This window comes from Pseudomonas sp. FEMGT703P (assembly GCF_002786345.1).
Lineage (GTDB): Bacteria > Pseudomonadota > Gammaproteobacteria > Pseudomonadales > Pseudomonadaceae > Aquipseudomonas > Aquipseudomonas peli.
In genome coordinates this window covers 353,776-370,581 of the sequence record NZ_PGCM01000010.1, presented here as the reverse complement: position 1 = coordinate 370,581, position 16,806 = coordinate 353,776, and the positions used below count along the sequence as shown (strand labels likewise).

Below are 16,806 nucleotides of genomic sequence, written 5' to 3'. Positions count from 1 at the left end.
AACCTGGACGTTCGGCTAATTTAGCCGCCTGTTTAATTCAGAGATCAGTCATGGACTCGATAACCCAGGCGGTACTGGGCGCCACTATTCAGGGCGCACTGCTCGGTCGTTGGCAGGGACGCAAGGCGCTGCTTTATGGCGCCATGCTCGGCACATTGCCAGATCTGGATGTAGTCATCGATTATGGCGACGCCGTGGCTGACATGACCTATCACCGGGGATTCAGCCATTCGCTGTTTGTCCTCACCGGTCTCGCGCTGTTCCTGACGTGGATCACACGACGCTTTCGCAACCACCCTGGTTATTCCTCCCAACGTCTGTTCGTGACGGTATGGCTGGTGCTGATTACCCACCCATTGCTCGACAGCTTTACCAGTTACGGCACCCAGTTGCTTTGGCCGCTAACCCCGGTGCCAACTGCATGGTCGAGCATCTTTATTATCGACCCGCTCTACACCGTGCCACTGTGCATCGCCGTGGCGCTCGGGCTGCTTTATGGCTTACGCGACACCACTGGGCAGAAGACGGCCACCAAGGCGCCCGCACTGGCCTTGCTGGTTTCTTCGCTTTACCTGGGTTTTACCGTCGCGGGTAAGTACATGGCCGAGCAACGCGTGGAAGCCGAACTTGCGCGTCAGGGCATCGAAGCTCAGCAAATCTTCAGCACCACCACGCCGTTTAACAGCCTGCTGTGGCGGGTGATCGTTCTGGATGGCGACGATTACCACGAGGCGCTGGTCAGCTGGTTTGACGATACGCCACCGATGCTCGAGCGCATCCCTCGGGGGACGCACCTGACAGCGGCACTAGCAGATTCGCCAGCGCATGCTCGGCTGGCCTGGTTTACCGATGGTGTACTGCGCTATGACCAGCTCGGCAATCACTTGGTCGTGACCGATATCCGCCTGGGCATGACCGGTTTCCACCCCTTCCGCTTCGACTTCGCCACCCTGGAAAACGGCCAATGGCGCGTACATGACAACATCCAGCGCCTGCCGGTAGAACGCGGCGATGTATCGCGCCTGCAGCTGCTCTGGGCGCGCATCTGGCAGCCTGAGGTACAAGTACCGCTGCTGGTCTGGGCTGATGAGTTACGTAAAGTGCCGCTGGCCAGCAGCGACTTGCCATAACCGAGCCTGCCGGCCTGCATAGGCCGGCCCTACAGAGATGCTGCGCATGGTCTAGGCTGAACTCCAACCTCTATCCGTTGGAGTCTAGCCATGAATATCCGGCAGAAAATGATCGCCTGTGGTGCTATCAGCGTGCTCGCAGCCACCCTGCTGGGTAGCATTGGTTTCTGGGGGCAAACCCGCCTGGCCAGTGCCCTCAACGAGAATCAGCTGAGCGTCAGCGCCCTGCGCAACCACTTGGAAGGCGACATGATGCATGACGCCCTGCGCGCCGATGTACTCGCAGCCTTCTATATCGACCCCGCCGACAGCGCGGCGGTCACCCAAGTACGCGATGACCTGCGCGAGCACAGCGAATGGTTTACCCGTACCCTGAATGACAACGCCAAACTGCCGCTCAGTGCGGATATTCGCCAGGCCATCAGCCAATCGCAGCCGGCCCTGGCCAGCTACATTCAGCAGGCCGAGGGCATCGTCAATCTGGCTCTGACTGACCCACAGGCCGCACGGCAACAGATGGCGGCCTTCGATGCCAGCTTTGGCGACCTGGAAGAAAAGAACGAAGCCCTCAGCGGCCTGATCGAAACGCACTCGGCAAAAACCCGTAGTGACGGCGAGGCCGCCGTGCAACAGGCAGCCTGGTTGCTGATTGGCGGCATTCTGATGGTCTGCTGCCTGCTGTGCCTGCTCACCACCCAGTTGATGAAAGCCGTTTTGCGCCCACTGGAGAAAATCATCGGAGTGGCGCGCAATATTGCTCAAGGCAACCTGCGTAGCACCATCACCATCGACAGTAACGATGAAGCCGGACAGCTGCAGCAAGCACTGGCGGATATGCAAACCAACCTTCGGCAAATGATTGATGACATTCGGCAGGAAGGTGAGCAGTTGCAGCAAACAGCGCGCAACCTCAACGGTGCCTCGCAGAGCATCGTGCACAGCACCACAGAAGAATCACAAAGCGCCAGCAGCATGGCTGGCGCGATGGAACAGATGATGCAAAACATCGAACAAATTGCCGGCCATGCACGCAATGCTCAGGAAATTTCTTCGCACTCTGAACACCTCGCCAGTAACGGCGGCCAGGTCATCATGGGCGTGGTCGATGGTATGAGCCGGATCGCCGAAGCCGTCAATGAATCCAGCGCCACCATCACCGCGCTGGGCGAATCATCGGAAGAAATTCACTCGATCATCCAGGTGATCAAAAGCATTGCCGAGCAGACCAACCTGCTCGCACTCAACGCGGCCATTGAGGCTGCTCGCGCGGGTGAAGCAGGTCGTGGCTTTGCCGTGGTAGCCGATGAAGTACGTAACCTCGCCGCACGTACCGCGCAATCGACCCAGGAAATCACCGGGATGATCGAACGCATCCGCAGCAGCACCGAACAGGCAGTGAACAGCATGCAGACGGGTGTCACTCGGGTCAGTGATGGCGTGGCGCTGGCTCGTCAAGCCGGTGAGTCGATCAACGAAATCCGTGGCGGCGCGCACCGTGCAGCTGAAGTGGTGGAAGAAATATCGCAAACCATCAACGAGCAGAGCCGTGCCAGCAGTGAAGTGGCACAGCAAGTCGAACATATCGCGCAGATGTCGCAACAAAACAGCCGCACCGTCAATGAGTTGGCCAATGCGGCGCAAAGTCTCGACCGCGTTGCGCGCAGCATGCAGAACGCAGTACTGCAATTTCAGACCTGAGCCACGCACTGAGCCGGTTACTCAATACCCTTGATCAGCCCACCGAGCCCAACCGCTCGGTGGTTTTTTGCAGGTCAATTAGCTGCGGAACTGCGCCACGAGCCCCTGCAACTCAACGCCCAAGCGCGCCAGTTCGGCACTGGATGTTGCTGTTTGCTGACTGGCACTGGCGCTTTGTTCGCCGATATCGCGCACCCGCGTCACGCTTTCACTGATGGTTTCCGCCACCGCGCTCTGCTCTTCCGCGGCCGCAGCAATTTGCTGGTTCATCTGCTCAATGGTGCTCACCGCCTGAGTGATGCGGCCCAGTGCAGCGCCAGCTTCGCCGGCCAGAGTGACAGTGCGCTGGGTCAGATTACGGCTGCTGTCCATCTTGTCCACGGCGCCCTTGGCCAGGCGCTGCAAGCTGGCGATCAGCCCTTCAATTTCTTCGGTAGAGTCCTGCGCGCGCTTAGCCAGGGCGCGGACCTCATCGGCTACCACAGCAAAGCCACGCCCCTGCTCGCCAGCCCGTGCGGCTTCGATCGCCGCATTCAATGCGAGCAGATTGGTCTGCTCAGCTACGTTGCGAATCACCTCCAGCACACCGCCAATTCGAGCGCTTTCCTGATTCAGCGCGGCAATCGCTTCGGCAGATTCTTCAACTTCGCTGGCCAAGCTGCTGATCTGGCTGACAGCTTGTAGCACCACCTGGTTGCCCTGTTGCGCTTCCTGATCGGCGGCGCGGGCGGCCAGAGAAGCCTGTTCGGCGTTCTGCGCCACTTCCTGCACGGTTGCAGCCATTTCATGCATAGCGGTGGCGGTCTGTTCGGTTTCCATCTTCTGGTTCTGCACACCAACGCTGGTTTGCTCGGTAATCGCCGACAGCTGCTCGGCGGCAGCAGCAATCTGGCTGACGCCACCGCCAATGCGCCCAACCAGGGTACGCAGGCTCATGCTCATCACTTGCATGGCGGCCATCAGCTGACCCGGTTCGTCACGCCGATCCTGCGGCAGGTCGTGGGTCAAGTCGCCAGCGGCGATGCGCTGTGCAAACACCACGGTCTGCTGTAGGGGAGCAACAATCAGGCGGGAAATAATCAGCGCCGCCAGCATGCCGATAATCACCGCAGCAATGCCCATCGCGCCGAGCAACAGCATGGCCTGGCGGCTGTCCGCGGCCATGGCCTGCTCTTGCTGAACCTTGGCTTCATCCACCAATGCCAGCACCGCCTGGGCACGTTCAACCATAGCGACTTCGCTCTGCTGGCTCTGCCCGCGTACCTGTTGGTAATTAGTGAATGCCTGCTGATACAGGGTCAACGCCTTCAAAGCCGTTTCGATGGCGCCTTTCTGATCGTCATCCAGCCAAACCATCAAGCTGCGTGCGACGGTTTGCAGGTCGTCATTGATATAGGTCCACTCTTCCAGGGCTTCGGCCGAGCCATCGATGATGTACTGGCTCTCATGGCCGCGCAGGTCGAGCATGCGTTTGCTCAGGCCCGAGGCGGTTTCCGCAAGAGTCAGCGGGTCGCTGCCGCGCAGCTTGTCACCTTCCAGGCGCAGCTCACGCACGGCGTCATACATATCCAGCTCGATCACATCAAACTGGTCACGTGCCTCACCCGCCGCTTCACGCATCTGCGTGCGCGCCGCGCGGGCATTATTCTGCTGCTCGACAAAGCTGTCGAACTGGCGGCGATAGTCGTCGATGGCCTGCTGCATGCTTTGCAGACGCGCCTGATCGGCACTGGATGCGGCGGCCAACTGCTGGGCGACTGCAGAACTGACACGATCCAGCTGCTCATGCACCTGCGCTGCAGCCTCGCTGCTTTGCCGCAGAGCAAAATCACGCTCGGCGCGGCGCGCCTGCAACACCTGCGCATCGATTGCCGATAAACCACTGGTACTGGCATGCCCATCCAACACGGCTTGCACGGCCAGAAAGCCACTGCCGGTAACGGCAACTGTGAGCAACAGCACCAGGCCGAAGCCACACATAAGCTTTTTTCCGACAGACAGATCGGCGAACAGACGCGCGGCAGAAGAGGACATAGCAACAACTCCGTTTTTATTATCGAGCGCAGCAAGGCGGCGTGATGGCGGCCTAGGCAAGCTCATGAACAACTGATGGCAGTTTAGCCCCGCTTTATTGCAACCCTTGCGCCAGAGGCCTGAGCCGGGCTTAGGTATCAGCGCCAAGGCCCGAGCCAGAGCCGTTGACCGTTGTTCAGCGAGATAAAGCCAAAGGTCGAAAGCTGCGGATAACCCGGTTTATCGGCATGTTTCCGCTGATGCCTTACCGAGAGTGGCGATTTATCGCCAAAAAGCCCGCGCCAAGGTTATGGCGAACCAATCTGTAAGTAAGAAAAAGGGCGCACGGCTTTTGCCCGTGCGCCCTTATCTATTGCGGCTCAGCTTGGCGTGATTAACGCCCGGCAAGCGCCGGTACGACTCGTGGTCGCAGCACTTCACCGAGCACCGCGAGCAAGCCAATGGCGCCAGCAATCCAGTACCACTGGGCAATCGGGTCAAACATCAACCAGCCCAGAGCGTGGAGGAACACCACCATGATCAGCACCGGGCTGACGTAGCGCACCATAAACAACCAGAGGGCATAGCCCAGCGGCGGCAGGTTCAGCTCATCACGCATGATTTCATCGCGCAGGGCAACCGGCCAGCAGCACCATAAAGATCCCGCCCAGCGGCATCATCCAGCGCGAAGTCAGGTAATCCAGCCAGTCGAAGAAGTTCTTGCCCAGCGGCGTCCAGCCGGCCAGCAGGTTGAACGAGAGCATCGCCAGCAGGCTGATCACCAGCAGCACCGCACCGGAAGCGGCAGCGGCCTTGATCCGGCTGACGCCGTGTTTCTCGTTGAGATAGGCAACCAGTGCCTCGATCATCGAGATGGCCGAGGTCAGCGCCGCCACCGATACCATGGCGAAGAACAACACACCGAAGACAGTGCCGAACGGCATCTGCTGGAAGGCCAGCGGCAGGCTCATAAAGATCAGGCCAGGCCCCGCGCTCGGGCTCATGCCGTTGGCGAAGATGATCGGGAAGATCGCCAGCCCCGCCAGCAGCGCCACGCAGGTGTCGCAGACCACCACCATAAAGGTGGTACGGGTAATCGACTGGCCGTCAGGAATATAGGAGCCGTAGGTGAGAATCGCCCCAGAAGCCAAGCTCAGGGTAAAAAAGGCATGGCCCAGAGCCGCCAGCAACGCTTCGCCGGTAATTTTCGAGGCATCGAAGGTGAACAGGAAATCGAAGCCGGCCTTGAAGCTGCCACTGGTGAAGGCATAGCCGACCAGTACGATCAGCATTACAGCCAGACCAGGCATCATCCAGCGGAAAGCTTTCTCGACACCAGCCTGCACGCCTTTGCCGACAATCCACAGGGTCAGCAGCGCCACCAACACGCTCCAGCCACCGAGTTGCCATGGGTTGGCGTTATGCGCTTCGAATACCCCGCCCAACTGCTCGACACTGGTGGCAGCCAAGGAGCCGTCGAGCATCTTCCACGTATAGGCAAAGGCCCAACCGGCCACTACCACGTAGAAACACAGGATCATAAAACCGGCCAGCATGGCCATGCCGCCGACGGCCTTCCACAGCGGGTTACCGCCGTTTTCCTTGACCACCCGACCAATCGCATCAATGGGGCTGCCACGGCCGCGTCGGCCAATGGCGATCTCGGTCATCATCACTGGAATACCGATGGCCAGGATGCAGGCCAGGTACATCAGTACAAACGCACCACCGCCGTATTCGCCAGTGATGTAGGGGAATTTCCAGATATTGCCCAGGCCCACAGCGGAGCCGGTTGCAGCAAGAATAAAGCCCCAGCGCGAGAGCCAGAGGTTCTTCGGTTTTTCACGGGTCATGCGTCACCTGTTTGTTTTTATCTGTGACGAAATAGAACCCGCAGCGCTTGTGGCGCGGCGGAGTGGCAAGGCTTTTATGGAGCCGGGTTCGCCTGACCCTAGCGGCGGCGAAGCCGGCTGGGATCACTGGGCGTCGGGTTGCACCTCCGGCGCCGCCTGTTTAAAGGCATCCAGAGATTCACAACGCGCCGCCATGGCGAGGATGCGCGGGTACGCATCAAGGTCACAGTTAAAACGGCGCGCATTATACAGCTGTGGAACCATACAGGCTTCCAGATATCCGGGCCGTTCGCCGAGTGACAGGCGATCATTGAATACCGCCATCCCAGCCTCGACCGCAGCCAGGCCCTTGTGCAGCCAATGGCGATACCAAACGTCCTTGGCCGGCTCGCCCACCCCAAGCTCGCCGGTCAGGTACTGCAGCACCCGCAGGTTGTTCAGCGGATGCAGGTCGCAGGCAATATGCAGGGCAAGGGCACGCACCTGGGCACGCTGCGCCGGATCGCTGGGCAGCAGCGCCGGCGTCGGAAACACCTCATCGAGGTATTCGAGAATCGCCAGCGACTGGGCGATGCGTACCCCGCCGTTACCCTTGTCCACCAGCAACGGCAGCAGCTCCTGCGGATTTAGCGCCTGGTACTCGGCCGAGTGTTGCTGGCCACCGTCCTTGACCAAGTGCACCGGCACTTGCTGGTAGGCCAAACCCTTGAGGTTCAGTGCGATACGTACCCGGTAGGCTGCGCTGGAACGCCAGTAGCCGTAGAGCGTCAACTCAGTGTTCATAGCGCTCCACCGCCTGATCGATCGCGCCAAAAAGGCTATGGCCGGCGGCGTCGAACATCTCGATGCGCACCCGGTCACCGAACTTGAGGAACGGGGTTTTCGCCTCGCCACTCTCGATGATTTCCAGCATGCGCTTCTCTGCCAGGCAGGAAGAACCCGCGCTGCGGTCGTAGTTCGACACGGTACCGGAACCGATGATGGTGCCGCAGCATAACGGCCGGGTCTTGGCGGCGTGAGCGACCAGGGTCGGGAAGTTGAAGGTCATGTCAACGCCGGCATCCGGCTGACCGAACAGCGCGCCATTGATATGCGAGACCAGCGGGCGATGCACCTTGCCGTCGCGCCAGGTGTCGCCCAGCTCGTCCGGGGTAATCGCCACCGGCGAGAAACTAGAAGACGGTTTGCTCTGGTAGAAACCGAAGCCCTTGGCCAACTCACCGGGAATCAGGTTACGCAGCGATACATCGTTGACCAACATCAGCAGCTGGATATGTGAAGCGGCCTCGGCAGCGGTCGCGCCCATCGGCACGTCATCGGTGATCACCGCAATTTCGGCTTCCAGGTCGATGCCCCAAGCCTCGTCCGCCATCTGGATTGGGCTGTGCGGTGGGATAAAGCAGTCGGCGCCACCCTGGTACATCAGCGGGTCATGCCAGAAGCTTTCCGGAATTTCGGCGCCACGGGCCTTGCGCACCAGCTCCACGTGATTGACGTAGGCGCTGCCGTCGGCCCAGTGATAGGCACGCGGCAAGGGGCTGTGGCAGGCCGCCTGATCGAAGGCAAATGCGCCCGCTTCCAGGCCATCATTCAAACGCTGATACACCGCTTCCAGCTTGGGCTTGGCCGCTGTCCAGTTATCCAGCGCGGCTTGCAGGGTAACGGCAATCGATGGGACTTCGGTGGCTCGGCTGAGGTCGCGCGATACCACGACGAGTACACCGTCGCGGCCTTGGTTCAGTGATGCGAGTTTCATCAGGATTCCTTGCCCGGCGCACGCCAGGAATTCACATATTCGGGAACATCCACTCCGGCGGCGGCTTCGCCGACTTCCAGGGCGCGGCGGGTATCGATCATCACCGCCACTTCATCGATAAAGGTCGCCGGATCGGTCTGCGCCTTTTTCAGCGCCTTGGGATGCGGGCCGTGGGGGAAGCCGCACGGGTGCAGGGTGACCATGCCCTGCTCGATATTGTCGCGGCTAAAGAAGTTGCCTCGGTGGTAGAACAGCACTTCGTCGTAGTCGTCGTTGTTGTGATAGAACGGCACCTTCAGCGCGCCGGGGTCGCTCTCGACTGGGCGTGGGGTAAAGGTGCAGATCACAAAACCATTCGCCACAAAGGTGGTGTGCGCCGAGGGCGGCAAGTGATAACGGTGGCTCATCAGCGGGCGAATATCGCGCCAGTTGAGACGCACCACGGTGTTGTCGCCATGCCAGCCGACCACATCCAGCGGGTTGTAGGGATAGGTCACGGTGCTGATCTGGCCACGGCGCTTGATGCGAATCTGCCAGGTGTTTTCATCCTGCTGGGCCTTGAAGGCCTCATCAATGCGCGGATGATCGAGCACCGCCGGATCGAAGATCGCCTGCGGGCCGAGCAGGCCCTTGTCCGGTAGCTGATAGGCACCGTCGGTGCTTTCGATCAGCAGCATAAAGGTCGGCTCACTGGCCTCGATACGCCAGGCGGTGCCGCGTGGAATCAGCAAGTAATCGCCGTCGCGGTAGGTCAAATGACCGAAGTCGCAGTAGAAGTGCCCTGCTCCCTCATGAATAAACAGCAGGTCATCGCCATCGGCGTTGCGCACCAGATGGCGCATGGCGCCGTGGGTTTTCCATACGCGCAGCTTCACATCGCTGTTATGCAGGGTCAGCGGCGCTGCCAGCGGGCAATCACGCTCGCTGGAAATATCATTGAAGTTGAACGCATGGGGGCGCAGCGGCCCCTGCCAGTCGATCCAGCCAGTGGGCGGATGCTTGTGGTGCAGGTGCGCCGTGGGGCCGAAGAAGCCTTCGCGGCCCATCTCGCGCTCGTAGGTACCTTCGGGAAAGTCGCAGTGCGCCTGACGCGAGCACTCGCCTTCACGCAGGGGAAAACTGATCCAGTTACGGCTCATAACAGAACTCCATCGTGGATAAACCCGGCCCCGGTTGCGGGGCCGAACCCGCTATCAGTCCGCGGAAATCACGCCGCGCTTGATCTGGTCTTCCTCGATGGACTCGAACAGCGCCTTGAAGTTGCCCTCGCCAAAGCCCTGGTTACCCTTACGCTGGATGATCTCGAAGAAGATCGGGCCAATCACAGTATTGGTGAAAATCTGCAGCAGGATGCCGTCATCGCCCGGCGCGCCGTCGATCAGGATGCTCAGTTCGCGCAGTACATCCGTCGGCTCGCCATGCCCGGCCACGCGGGTGTCGACCTTGTCGTAGTAAGTACCGGGGGTGACCATAAAATCCACGCCATTGGCGCGCAGCTTGCGCACGGTGGCGTAAATGTCCTCGCTGCTCAGGGCGATATGCTGGATACCCTCGCCTTGGTATTCGCGGATAAATTCCTCAATCTGCGACTTGTCGTCGGCCGACTCGTTGATCGGGATGCGGATCTTGCCGCACGGCGCGGTCATGGCGCGTGACAGCAGGCCGGTGAGCTTGCCTTCGATGTCGAAATAGCGGATCTCACGGAAGTTGGCGATGCGCTCGTAGAAGCCTGACCACACGTCCATCTGCCCGCGTTTGACGTTGTGGGTCAGGTGATCCAGCTCTTTCAGCCCAACCGAATTGTCGTTCGGCGTGCGGCCTTCGATGTACTCGAAATCGACGTCGTAGATGGTCTTGTCGCCATAGCGGTCCACCAGATACAACAAGGAGCCGCCGATGCCCTCTACGCAGGGAATATTTAGCTCGCCGAAGTTGGCGTGGCTACCCACCAGCTTGGCACCCTGGGACTCTACATAAGCGGCGGCCTGAGCGGCGTTCTGCACGCGGAAAGCCATGGCGCAGGCACTCGGGCCGTGCTTCAGACCGAACTCGCGCACATGCCCGGTGGGGCTGCCGTTAAGCACAAAGTTGATGTCGTTCTGCTGGAACAACCAGACCTCTTTCGAGCGGTGCTTGGCGGTTTCGGTAAAGCCCATGGCAGTGAACAGCTCACGCAGCTGCTGGATGCCTTCCGGGGTCGGCGCAGTGTATTCAACGAACTCGAAGCCGTCGGTACCGATAGGGTTGTGCTGTTCGATCTTGTTCACGGCGTTCATTGCGCCTCCTCGTTGTTGTTTTGATCAGCCGCTGCGTCAGCGGGATTGACCTCATAACAACCGAGCGCAGGCCCGCTAACAAGCAGGCCCAGAGCGCCCCGCCCCAGGCTTGGCCAAGGCTTTCGGCAAGTTTTTAATACAGCTAGAGAAACAGCGGGAATGCTGACCGAAAGCACCCAACATGCGTAACGATAAATTTACAAAGCGGTCGATTTAGCTGCCAGGTGCAAGGCCGCAGTGGTTCAGGCCCGATTGAAACCCACAACCAATCGCGGGCATGGCCCGCTCCTACGCGGGTAGGAGCAGGCCATGCCCGCGAAATAACGGTGCGTTTAATGCTTTTTTAGTGCTGCAGATGGCCGTAGAGCTTGGCGTAGAGCCCACCTTCGGCAATCAACTCTTGGTGGCCGCCGTCTTCGGCGATGCTGCCACCGTCGAATACCAACACCCGATCAGCCTGTTTAACCGCACTCAGGCGGTGAGCGATGATCAGCGTGGTGCGGCCATGCAGAAACTGATTGAGCGCCTGGTGCAGGGCGTATTCGGTGGCGGCATCCAGGGCCGATGTGGCCTCATCCAAAATCACCACTTTCGGCTCGGCCAGCACCATACGGGCAATGGCCAGGCGCTGACGCTGGCCACCGGAGAGGCGCACGCCGGAACGGCCGACGATGCTGTCCAGACCTTGCGGCAAGCCGTGAATGGTGTCGGCCAGCTGAGCAATTTCCAGCGCACGCCAGCAAGCGTCATCGCCACGTTCCCGGCCCATACACAGGTTGGCGCGCACCGTGTCGTTGAACAGCGCCGGATGCTGCAGCACCACCGCCACATGCTCACGCACGCCGTCCAGACCGATCTCTTCCTGGCTGCTGCCACCAAACCGGATAGTCCCGGCCTGCGGCGTATACAGCCCCAGCAGCAACTGCACCAGGGTGCTCTTGCCGCCGCCGCTGGCGCCGACGATAGCGACCTTCTCGCCTGGGGCGATGCTCAAATTAAGCTGGTTAAGCACCGGTTCGTCGTTATAGGCAAAGGTCAGCCCACTGACTTCGATGCCCACGGTGTCGCGGCCTTTGAACGGATCGACGCGGCCGGGGTATTGCGGCTCGTCCTTGCGCGCCAGCAGCTCGTTGATCCGCGTTAGCGCGCCACCGGCGGCGTAGAAGGCATATTGCAGGCTAAGCAGCTGCTCGACCGGGCCGATCATAAACCACAGGTAACTGAACACCGCGAGCATCTGGCCGATCGACAGATCAGAGAACAGCACGGTGAGCATGGCCGCCGCGCGGAATACATCGATACCAAACTGGAACAGCAGACCGCTGGCGCGATTCGAGGCATCGGTCTTCCACTGCGAGGCCACGGCGTAGTCGCGCACTTCCTTGGCACGACCACCGAGGCGACCGAGGAAGAAGCCCTGGCGGTTGCCGGCACGGATTTCCTGAATCGCTTCGAGGGTTTCGGTCAGCGCCTGGGTAAAGCGCGAAGTGCTGTCGTTCTCCAGCTTCTTCAGGTGTTTGACCCGCTTACCCAGTTGCACCGTGGCGTAGATCACCAGCGGATTGAACAACAGGATCAGCAGCGCCAGCTGCCAGTGCATCCAGATCAGGATCGCCGAGGTGCCGGCCAGGGTTAGCATGGCCACTAGAAAACGGCTGAGGGTTTCGCCGACAAACTTATCCAGGGTATCGAGGTCGGTAACTAGGTGCGTGGTCACGGTGCCGCCGCCGAGGCTTTCATATTCGCCAAGGGAAATCCGCTTGAGCCGTTCGATCAGGCGAATGCGGATGCGGTAGACGATGTCTTTCGACAAGCGGGCAAACAACCGCGCCTGCAGCACGTTGAAGATCAGCGCACCGCCGCGCAGAAACAGGGTCAGCACCAGCATCAGGCCGATATAGCCTGCGGCGGTTTCCCAGTTCGCCGGCAGGAAGTTGTCCATCACCTTGAGCGCGGCGTCACCGTCGTTGAGCAGCACTTCGTCGACCAACAGCGGCAGCAACAGCGGGATCGGCACGCTACATAGAGTGGCCAGCACGGCAACCAGGTTGGCCCAGATCAACGCCTTCTTGTGCTGCAGGGCCAGCCGACGAACTTCCACCCAACTCAAATGATCAGGCATGGGCAACCCGCTCCAGCCAGCGCGTCAGCAAGGGCTGCAACACGTCCAGGGGTTGGTAGCCGTTGGTCAGCAGCGCCAGTTGGCCGTTGCGTTCAGCGAGCAGCGTGGGAAAGCCGGCAATGCCCAGATCCTGAGTCCAGCTGAAGTCAGCGGCGGTGGCGGCGCGCTGTGCAGCGCTGTCGAAGGCTTCGGCAAACACGATGCGCGGAATCCCGGTGCGCTCGGCCAACTCCACCAACACACTGGCGCGGGTGACATCCACGCCTTCGGTGTAGAACGCCCGCTGAATCAGTCGGGCCAGCGGCCAGACCAGCTCGGGCGCCAGGTTGCGTGCTGTCACCAGAGCGCGGCAGGCCGGTTCAGTGTCATAGACCAACCCCTCAGGCAAACCGGCATTGAAGTTGAATAGCTGCCCGGTGCTGGCATTGACCGCCTGCCAATAGCCCAGGTATCGCACACGGGCGGCGGCATCAATAGCCACACCATCACGGCGCAACCCGCCCATCACTAACTCCAGCCCAACACCGGCCGCAGCCGCTTGCTCCGCGAGGGACTCCAGCACTGGGGCAAAACCCCAGCACCATGAACACATCGGGTCCATCACATAGAGCAGGCGTGCGTGCATGCTTAAGCCTCGCGATTTTGTCGGGGGTTGTAGCCCAGTGGGTGCGGCTGATTGCGCTCTTTAGCCAATTCAATCTGCCGTTGACGCTCGCGGGCGCCAGCGCGGGTTTTCTCCGGCAGCGAGTCCCAGCAATGCGGGCAACTGACGCCTGGGGTGTAGAACTCGGACTGACGATCTTCCACCGACACCGGGGTGCGGCAGGCATGACATTGGTCGTAATCGCCTTCGCTCAGGTCGTGACGCACAGTAACCCGGTTATCGAAAACAAAGCAGTCACCCTGCCACTTGGTTTCTTCCTGCGGCACTTCTTCGAGGTACTTGAGGATGCCGCCCTTGAGGTGATAGACCTCGGCATAGCCCTCGCCGAGCATATAGCTGGAGGCCTTCTCGCAGCGGATGCCTCCGGTGCAGAACATCGCGACCTTCTTGTGTTTGGCCGGGTCAAAGTGCGCCTTGATGTAGTCGGGAAACTCGCGGAACGACTTGGTTTTCGGGTCTACCGCGCCCTCGAAGGTGCCAATCGACACTTCGTAATCGTTGCGCGTATCGATCAGCAGCACTTCGGGGTCTGAGATCAGCGCGTTCCAGTCCTTGGGCTCAACGTAGGTGCCGACCTTCTGGTTCGGGTCAACGCCGGGCACGCCCAGGGTGACGATTTCCTTCTTCAGCTTGACCTTGGTGCGATAGAACGGCTGCTCGTCGCAGTAGGATTCCTTGTGGTCGATATCAGCCAGGCGCGGGTCCAGGTCAAACCAGGCCATCAGGCCATCGATACCGGCGCGCGAACCGGAGACGGTGCCATTGATGCCCTCTTCAGCCAGCAGCAAGGTGCCCTTTATCGCGTTATCCAGCATGCATTGCAGCAGCGGCTCACGCAGGTCATGGAAGTCAGGCAGGGAAACGAATTTATACAGCGCAGCGACAACGATCTTGTCAGTCATAAGCAAATCCTTCAGTAGTCGCCCACGTAAAGGGCGGACCGGGATACAAACGTGACCAGCAGCGGCTTTGCCAGGCTGGAGGACCACAAAAAATTGCCGGGAGCAATTTTTGACGTCGCTCCGCGACGGCCCCCCAGGAGTGGCCGCCATGGAAGGCGGGTCACAAACAAAACCGCCGGCGCTAGGCCGGCGGGGTGCGCAGTTTACTGTCCTTGAGGGGAACCGTGTAGAGGCGAATTGCCTCAGTGGCCGCCCTTGCAGGTCGGCGAAGCCGGAGCCACGCCCTGCTGTGTCCACTCATCGGGTGTATAGGTATGCAGCGCCAGGGCATGGATCTGCCCCATCAGTTCACCTACGGCGGCGTAGACTTTCTGATGGCGTTTAACCGCATTCAGGCCAGCAAACTGCTCGCTGACGATCACCGCCTTGTAATGGGTTTCCAGCCCCCGGCTGTGCATATGGCTTTCATCCAGCACATCGAGCTGCTGGGGCTGCAGGCTTGCCAGAGCGGCCTGCAACAAATCGATCTTCGGCATAGGGACTGTCACTCAGGGCTTCTTTGGAGTCAGCTTGGTAGTCATTTCTGCCAACAGCTGATTGACCTTAGGCACGGCGGCTTCCAGCTTGCCCTGGGTCAGCTGCGCCGACTGTGCGGTCAGCGTTGGCATCTTCTCGAGGACTTTCTTGCCCAGCGGCGACTCGTAGAAACGGATCAGGTCCTTCATTTCCTGCTCGTTGAAGTTGCTGGTGTAGAGCTTGACCATATCCGGCTTGAGCTTGTCCCAACCCACGGCCTGTTCCAGAGCCGCATTGGCCTGAGCCTGGTAGGTTTCCAGCACAGCCTTCTCGCTCTGCGGCGCATTACTTTCGGCAAAACGCTGGGCAAACATCTGCTGCACCTGGGCATACACCGGAACAGCCAGCTTGTCAGCGCGAGCCAGCAGCAGGAAGCGCTCAGCGTCAGCCGCGTGGCTTTTGGCATCGGCGAGCACCTGAGCACTACCGCACGTCAGTATTAGGGCAGCGCAAAAGGCAGGTAAACGTGACATGTACTACTCCTGAGAAAGGGCATGAGTGCTGTTGGACTCAATTGCCAGCATTTTGTGCCCAAGCGCGGGTCACACTCAAGCCAGTCAGAGCATCGATTGATTCACGCTACAACTGTGCACTGGCGCACTGACTGGTTAAAGGCCAAAATGCCAGCACTTGCCGAGCAGGTCCGCGCCTGTGCATGCTCGACGAGATAAGCCATCTTCTGCTTCAGCGCGCCTTTGAGCCCACAAGGTAGGCGCCAGCACACACATGGACGTGTCGATGAACAGTTTCACTCACCCAGAGCCTTTTGCCGCCATCGCACTATGCGACAGCCGCGGCCTGCTCAACCCGCAGGCCATCGGCTGGTCGCCAAGGCCCATGATCGATTGCGCCATACCCGGGCACTTCGGTCGGCGCAAACGCTGGAACCATTGGTGCATCACCACCCCGCAGTGGATGCTCTCCTTCACCCAGGCCGACCTTGACTACCTGGGTTACGCCGCCGCCTACTTCCTTGATCTGCAAAGCGGCCAAGCCGTCGCCTACAGCCAGTACCGCCTGTTCGGCCGTGGCTGTGACCTGCCAGACCAACCGCAGGCAAGCCACGAATTCAACCACCCACGCCTACAACTGCGCGTGGCTGAACACACCGGACGCACCCGTATCACCATCAATGCACCGGATATTGGCGGGCAACCACTGCAAGTCGCCCTGGACATTCAGCGCCCTGGCCACTTGGATTCGGTCAACCTAGTCGCCCCGCTTGGCCCACATAGCTTTCACGCCACCAGTCGTCAGCTAGGCCTGCCCTGCAGTGGCAGCGTGCAACTGGGCAAACAGCATTACAGCTGTGTAAATGGGCAAAGCTTTGCCTCGCTGGATTTCGGCCGTGGCGTCTGGCCGCTCAATAGTCACTGGACCCGCGCCGCTTTTGCCGCGCCGGGTGGCATCGCCGGCAACTTCGGCTCTGGCTGGACGGACCATAGTGGCCTGTCGGAAAACACCCTGTGGTTTGGTGGCGAGTTGCAGCATCTGGATATCCCCATTGCCATCACTCAGGCGCCGCACAACCCCCTGGCGCCCTGGCAACTGCGCAGCCCGGATAATGCCGTACAGCTGACCTTCACCCCACGCCAGCGTCACCAGGCCTACCGCCGTCTCGGGCCGTTTTATGCAGATACGCAGCAGTGGTTCGGACATTTCGAGGGGGTTTTACGCGGTCCGGAAGGTGAACGAGTGCCAGTCAACAACGCCCTTGGCTGGCTCGGTGAAACCCGCGCCCGCTGGTAATCGGCCATTGCGGTTGAACCTCTCCTGCTGCATCGCAACCTAAGCTGAAATACACCCGGGCGGGCAT

General features: G+C 60.3%; 13 protein-coding genes and 3 pseudogenes. 4 read left to right on the top strand and 12 right to left on the bottom strand.

All coding sequences use genetic code 11. The features are described 5' to 3' along the window. Positions 1-50 precede the first annotated feature (50 nt). The 3 genes and pseudogenes from CUR33_RS15305 to CUR33_RS20775 all read left to right on the top strand — a co-directional run bounded on the left by CUR33_RS15305 (position 51) and on the right by CUR33_RS20775 (position 2,828). Positions 51-1,130, top strand: coding sequence for a metal-dependent hydrolase (locus CUR33_RS15305; RefSeq protein WP_289240203.1), 1,080 nt, complete (start codon positions 51-53; stop codon positions 1,128-1,130). Between the two features lie 90 nt (positions 1,131-1,220). After that, positions 1,221-1,973 (top strand): annotated as a pseudogene (locus CUR33_RS20780) (HAMP domain-containing protein); the annotation flags it as partial. Further along, positions 1,965-2,828: a methyl-accepting chemotaxis protein gene (locus tag CUR33_RS20775; protein ID WP_420875469.1), complete on the top strand. Its 864-nt coding sequence runs from the start codon at positions 1,965-1,967 to the stop codon at positions 2,826-2,828. The pseudogene CUR33_RS20780 and the gene CUR33_RS20775, both read left to right, overlap by 9 nt. Positions 2,829-2,906: 78 nt before the next feature. On the opposite strand, the gene CUR33_RS20770 is transcribed toward CUR33_RS20775, so the two are convergent. The 12 genes and pseudogenes from CUR33_RS20770 to CUR33_RS15245 form a co-directional block, all read right to left on the bottom strand. Continuing rightward, a complete protein-coding gene (locus CUR33_RS20770) occupies positions 2,907-3,620 on the bottom strand; it encodes a methyl-accepting chemotaxis protein (protein ID WP_448703176.1) in 714 nt (237 codons plus the stop codon). A gap of 144 nt (positions 3,621-3,764) precedes the next feature. Next, positions 3,765-4,808 (bottom strand): annotated as a pseudogene (locus tag CUR33_RS20765) (methyl-accepting chemotaxis protein); the annotation flags it as partial. Between the two features lie 427 nt (positions 4,809-5,235). After that, positions 5,236-6,694: pseudogene (locus CUR33_RS15290) on the bottom strand (sodium-dependent transporter). Between the two features lie 123 nt (positions 6,695-6,817). Further along, on the bottom strand, positions 6,818-7,477 hold the full coding sequence (maiA, locus tag CUR33_RS15285; RefSeq protein WP_289240201.1) for a maleylacetoacetate isomerase: 660 nt from the start codon (positions 7,475-7,477) through the stop codon (positions 6,818-6,820). Next, positions 7,467-8,450: a fumarylacetoacetate hydrolase family protein gene (locus CUR33_RS15280; RefSeq protein ID WP_289240200.1), complete on the bottom strand. Its 984-nt coding sequence runs from the start codon at positions 8,448-8,450 to the stop codon at positions 7,467-7,469. The genes maiA and CUR33_RS15280 overlap by 11 nt, the downstream gene beginning before the upstream one ends. Then, the gene (locus CUR33_RS15275; RefSeq protein ID WP_289240199.1) at positions 8,450-9,589 is read right to left on the bottom strand and encodes a homogentisate 1,2-dioxygenase; all 1,140 of its coding nucleotides are present in this window, start codon (positions 9,587-9,589) and stop codon (positions 8,450-8,452) included. The genes CUR33_RS15280 and CUR33_RS15275 overlap by 1 nt, the downstream gene beginning before the upstream one ends. A gap of 54 nt (positions 9,590-9,643) precedes the next feature. Further along, complete coding sequence (gene hppD / locus CUR33_RS15270) at positions 9,644-10,726, bottom strand: 4-hydroxyphenylpyruvate dioxygenase (protein ID WP_289240198.1); 1,083 nt, start codon at positions 10,724-10,726, stop codon at positions 9,644-9,646. A 343-nt stretch (positions 10,727-11,069) separates the two neighbouring features. Continuing rightward, positions 11,070-12,848 carry an ABC transporter ATP-binding protein gene (locus CUR33_RS15265; protein ID WP_289240197.1) on the bottom strand — a complete coding sequence of 593 codons (1,779 nt, stop codon included), beginning with the start codon at positions 12,846-12,848 and terminating at the stop codon, positions 11,070-11,072. Next, a complete protein-coding gene (locus CUR33_RS15260; RefSeq protein ID WP_289240196.1) occupies positions 12,841-13,473 on the bottom strand; it encodes a DsbA family protein in 633 nt (210 codons plus the stop codon). The genes CUR33_RS15265 and CUR33_RS15260 overlap by 8 nt, the downstream gene beginning before the upstream one ends. Before the next feature lie 2 nt (positions 13,474-13,475). Then, positions 13,476-14,414 (bottom strand): oxygen-dependent tRNA uridine(34) hydroxylase TrhO, encoded by a 939-nt coding sequence (gene trhO, locus CUR33_RS15255; RefSeq protein WP_289240195.1) that lies wholly within the window; start codon positions 14,412-14,414, stop codon positions 13,476-13,478. A gap of 242 nt (positions 14,415-14,656) precedes the next feature. Further along, the gene (locus CUR33_RS15250; protein WP_090253472.1) at positions 14,657-14,950 is read right to left on the bottom strand and encodes a BolA family protein; all 294 of its coding nucleotides are present in this window, start codon (positions 14,948-14,950) and stop codon (positions 14,657-14,659) included. A 12-nt stretch (positions 14,951-14,962) separates the two neighbouring features. Beyond that, complete coding sequence (locus CUR33_RS15245) at positions 14,963-15,463, bottom strand: DUF2059 domain-containing protein (protein WP_090253470.1); 501 nt, start codon at positions 15,461-15,463, stop codon at positions 14,963-14,965. Positions 15,464-15,728: 265 nt separating this feature from the next. Between CUR33_RS15245 and CUR33_RS15240 the strand changes: the two genes are divergently transcribed. Beyond that, on the top strand, positions 15,729-16,739 hold the full coding sequence (locus CUR33_RS15240; protein WP_289240194.1) for a DUF2804 domain-containing protein: 1,011 nt from the start codon (positions 15,729-15,731) through the stop codon (positions 16,737-16,739). The last annotated feature ends 67 nt before the right edge of the window (positions 16,740-16,806 follow it).